Origin of the sequence: Pseudomonas sp. PS01299 (assembly GCF_029960145.1) — a bacterium.
GTDB lineage: Bacteria > Pseudomonadota > Gammaproteobacteria > Pseudomonadales > Pseudomonadaceae > Aquipseudomonas > Aquipseudomonas putida_A.
Genome location: NZ_JASCPO010000336.1, coordinates 1 through 4,636 on the forward strand (window position 1 = coordinate 1; position 4,636 = coordinate 4,636).

Annotated in this window: 4 protein-coding genes; all 4 read right to left on the bottom strand. The window is 62.3% G+C overall.

What is annotated here, in order from left to right; translation table 11 throughout:
• Positions 1-124: 124 nt before the first annotated feature.
• Genes cysG through QMX91_RS29125 form a run of 4 tightly spaced genes read right to left on the bottom strand, consistent with a single transcriptional unit; the run spans position 125 to position 4,512 of the window.
• Positions 125-1,519: a siroheme synthase CysG gene (gene cysG, locus QMX91_RS29110; RefSeq protein ID WP_098968159.1), complete on the bottom strand. Its 1,395-nt coding sequence runs from the start codon at positions 1,517-1,519 to the stop codon at positions 125-127.
• Positions 1,520-2,800, bottom strand: a complete 1,281-nt coding sequence (serS, locus tag QMX91_RS29115; protein ID WP_007908080.1) for a serine--tRNA ligase — start codon at positions 2,798-2,800, stop codon at positions 1,520-1,522.
• Between the two features lie 15 nt (positions 2,801-2,815).
• The gene (gene crcB / locus QMX91_RS29120) at positions 2,816-3,190 is read right to left on the bottom strand and encodes a fluoride efflux transporter CrcB (RefSeq protein ID WP_027614675.1); all 375 of its coding nucleotides are present in this window, start codon (positions 3,188-3,190) and stop codon (positions 2,816-2,818) included.
• The gene (locus tag QMX91_RS29125) at positions 3,190-4,512 is read right to left on the bottom strand and encodes a replication-associated recombination protein A (protein WP_003223849.1); all 1,323 of its coding nucleotides are present in this window, start codon (positions 4,510-4,512) and stop codon (positions 3,190-3,192) included. Before QMX91_RS29125 ends, crcB begins: the two co-directional genes overlap by 1 nt.
• Between the last annotated feature and the right edge of the window lie 124 nt (positions 4,513-4,636).

Here is a 4,636-nt window from a genome sequence, read left to right on the forward strand (position 1 = left end):
GGGTTAATTGATTCGGTGTTTTTGAGGGCCTCTTCGCGAGCAAGCCCGCTCCCACATTGGATTTGTGCATGACACAGATCCAATGTGGGAGCGGGCTTGCTCGCGAATGAGGGCAACTCGGTTTTCAGACCTGCGCCTGAGCCCCTTCGAACCACGCCAGCTTCTCGCGCAGCTGCACCACTTCCCCCACGATCACCAGCGTCGGCGCATGCACTTCATGCTCCGCCACCAGACGCGGCAGGTCGGCCAGCGTGCCGGTGAAGACTCGCTGATTGACTGTGGTGCCCTGCTGGATCAACGCCGCCGGGGTATCCGCGCTGCGGCCGTGCTTGATCAACTGCTCGCAGATCACCGGCAAGCCCACCAGGCCCATGTAGAACACCAGCGTCTGCGCCGGGGCGACGAGGTCGGCCCACGGCAGATCGGTGGAGCCGTCCTTCAGGTGGCCGGTGACGAAGCGCACCGACTGCGCGTAATCGCGATGGGTCAGCGGAATCCCGGCATACGCCGCGCAACCGCTGGCCGCCGTGATCCCCGGCACCACCTGGAACGGAATCCCGTGGGCCGCCAGCTCTTCGATCTCTTCACCGCCGCGACCGAAGATGAACGGGTCACCGCCCTTCAGGCGCACCACGCGTTTGCCGGCCTTGGCCAGATCCACCAGTTGCTGGTTGATCTGATCCTGCGGCACCGCGTGATCAGAGCGACGCTTGCCGACGTAGACACGCTCGGCATCGCGACGGCACAGCTCAAGAATCGCCGGAGCGACCAAGCGGTCGTACAGCACCACGTCGGCTTGCTGCATCAGGCGCAAGGCGCGGAAGGTCAGCAGATCCGGATCACCCGGCCCTGCCCCCACCAGATACACCTCGCCGGTGGTGACGGTCGCTTCGCCATCAATCTTGGCCTGTAACAGCCGCTCGGCTTCATTACCCTGCCCGGCCAGTTGTCGGTCGGCAATCGGGCCCTGAAACACGTCTTCCCAGAAACCGCGACGTTGCTGCACATCCGGAAACAGGTTTTTCACCTGATTGCGGAAACGTGCGGCCAGTCCGGCCAATTGGCCATAGGTTGAGGGAATCCAGGTTTCGATCTTGGCGCGAATCAGCCGCGCCAGCACTGGCGCATCGCCGCCGCTGGACACCGCGATGATCAGCGGCGAGCGATCGACGATCGCCGGGAAGATCACGCTGCACAGCTGCGGCGCATCGACCACGTTGACCGGCACGCAACGCCGATGGGCATCGCTGGAGACCTGCGCATTCAGCGTTTCATCGTCGGTGGCGGCAATGATCAGCCCGCAACCGTCCAGATCCGCTTCCACGTAACCACGCAACAGACACTCGCCACCGCTGGCGCTGACCAGTTCGCGCAGTTGCGCTTCGATTTCAGGTGCGACCACCCGCAGCAGCGCACCGGCATCGGCCAGCAGGCGGGATTTGCGCAAGGCAATTTCCCCCCCACCGACCACCAACACACGACTGCCGCGCAGGTTGTGAAACAGCGGCAGATATTTCATTTAACCGATGACCTCAAGGCCACCCATGTACGGCTTCAGCACGTCCGGCACACGGATCGAACCGTCGGCCTGCTGGTAGTTTTCCAGCACCGCCACCAACGTACGACCGACCGCCAGGCCGGAACCATTCAGGGTGTGTACCAGCTCAGGCTTGCCGGTTTCCGGGTTGCGGAAACGCGCCTGCATGCGGCGGGCCTGGAAGTCGCCGCAGTTGGAGCACGACGAAATTTCGCGGTACTTGTCCTGGCTCGGAATCCACACTTCGAGATCGTAGGTTTTCACGGCGCTGAAGCCCATGTCGCCGGTGCACAGCGCCAGGGTGCGGTAAGGCAGACCCAGCAGTTGCAGGACTTTTTCGGCGTTGGCGGTCAGGCCTTCCAGCGCTTCCATCGAAGTCGACGGCTCGACGATCTGCACCATTTCAACCTTGTCGAACTGGTGCTGACGGATCATGCCGCGGGTGTCGCGACCCGACGCACCGGCTTCGCTGCGGAAGCACGGGGTGTGGGCGACGAACTTGATTGGCAGCAGTTTCGAGTCGACGATCTCACCGGCCACGATGTTGGTCAGCGACACTTCGGCGGTCGGGATCAGGTACAGATCGGCTTCGCCTTCGCGAGCGATCTTGAACAGGTCTTCTTCGAACTTCGGCAGCTGACCGGTGCCTTGCAGCGCCGGGGCCTGGACCAGATAAGGCGTGTAGGCCTCTTCGTAGCCGTGCTCGTTGACGTGCAGGTTGATCATGAACTGCGCCAGAGCGCGGTGCAGACGGGCGATCGGACCGCGCAGCAGAGCAAAACGGGCGCCGGACAGCTTGGCGGCGGTTTCAAAGTCCAGCCAGCCGAACTTCTCGCCCAGCGCGACATGGTCTTTCACTTCGAAATCGAAAGCAGTCGGCGTGCCCCAGCGGCGCACTTCAACGTTATCGTCTTCGTCTTTGCCAACCGGTACCGATTCGTGCGGCAGGTTGGGGATACCCAGCAGAATCGAGTCCAGCTCGGTCTGGATCGCGTCCAGCTCGACTTTACCGGCACTCAGCTCGCCCGCCATGCGCTCGACGTCCGCCATCAGCGGCGCGATGTCTTCGCCGCGCTGCTTGGCCTGACCGATGGATTTGGAACGCGCGTTACGCTCAGCCTGCAGTGCTTCGGTGCGGGTCTGGACGGTCTTGCGCTGTTCTTCCAGCGCTTCGATGCGCGCGGTATCCAGGGCAAAGCCACGGGAAGCCAGGCGGTCCGCTACGTCCTGAAGGTTGCTACGTAACAGTTTGGAATCGAGCATGTCGGTTTCTCGTTATCAAAGTTTGGTCAGGGACAGGCCGGCCCACGTCGCGAGCAGCCCGCCGAATACGCTGATCGCCGCATAGCCCAGGGCCAGCGGCACTTGCCCGCTTTCCAGCAGGCGCACCGTATCCAGTGAAAAGGATGAAAAAGTCGTCAGCCCCCCGAGGAAGCCGACCATCAACCCGGCGCGCACCTCGATCGGCACCTCCGGGCGTATCAAAAACAGGCCGTACAACACGCCAATCAGCAGACAGCCCACGATATTAACGGCCAGCGTCGCGGTATAGAAGTGCCGCGGCCAATTGGCGTTGACCCAATTGCCGGTGGCGAAGCGCAACAGGGTGCCGGCAATCCCGCCGACGGAGACTGCAACGATCAATGGAAGCACTATTTTCTCCGCTGTCTTGGGCTTAAACGGTCGAGTTGGGCGAGGTGGTTGAGCTTCTCGCCGATCTTCAATTCCAGGCCACGGGGCACCGGTTGATAGAACGGAATCGGCTCGAGCTCTTCCGGGAAATAATCTTCGCCGGCGGCATAGGCATCCGGTTCGTCGTGGGCGTAGCGGTATTCGTCGCCATAGCCCAATTGTTTCATCAGCTTGGTCGGTGCATTGCGCAAGTGCAGCGGCACTTCCAGCGAACCGTATTCGGCAGCGGCGCGCAGCGCAGTCTTGAAACCCATGTACACCGCGTTGCTTTTCGGTGCGCAGGCGAGATAGGTGATGGCCTGGGCCACCGCCAGCTCGCCTTCGGGGCTGCCGAGGCGCTCCTGCACTTCCCACGCCGCCAGACACAGGCTCAGGGCACGCGGGTCGGCATTGCCGATGTCTTCGCTGGCCATGCGCACCACGCGCCGGGCCAGGTACAGCGGATCGCAGCCGCCATCGATCATCCGCGCAAACCAGTACAGCGCGCCGTCGGGGTTGGAGCCGCGTACCGATTTGTGCAGCGCCGAGATCTGGTCGTAGAACGCTTCGCCGCCCTTGTCGAAGCGCCGTCGGGTGTCACCGAGCAGACTTTGCAGCAACTCGGTGCCCATCTCGCTGTTGTCTTCGGCCAGATCCGAGGCGTTCTCCAGCAGATTGAGCAGGCGCCGGCCATCGCCATCGGCGGCCGACAGCAGCATCTGGAAGCCTTCATCACTGAGGGTCAGGTTGCGCTTGCCCAGCCCACGCTCTTCGGTGAGCGCGCGGTGCACCAGTTTGCGCAGCGCGGTCTCGTCGAGGCTTTTCAGCACATAGACGCGGGCCCGCGACAACAGCGCGTTGTTCAATTCAAATGAAGGGTTTTCGGTGGTGGCACCGATGAAAATCAGCGTGCCGTCTTCGACGTACGGCAGAAACGCATCCTGCTGCGATTTGTTGAAGCGGTGCACTTCATCGACGAACAGGATCGTGCGCTTGCCGTACTGGCCGGCCTGCTGTTTGGCGATTTCAACGGCCTGACGGATCTCCTTGACCCCGGCAAGCACCGCCGAGACCGTTTCGAAGTGCGCATCCGAGACTTCCGCGAGCAATCGCGCCAGGGTGGTCTTGCCCACGCCCGGCGGCCCCCAGAAGATCATCGAATGCAGGGCACCCTGCTCCAGCGCCTCACGCAGAGGCTTGCCGCGAGCGAGCACGTGCTCCTGACCGACATACTCATCCAGATTGGTCGCACGCAAACGCGCGGCCAGTGGCTGGGCAATCGGTGCACTGCGAAACAGATCCATCACGTAGCGTTGAAACCTCTATCAGATCTTGAGACCGATCATTTACCCCTGTGGGAGCGGGCTTGCTCGCGAAAGCGGTGTATCAGTCACCTTAAATGTTGAATGACAGATCGCATTCGCGAGC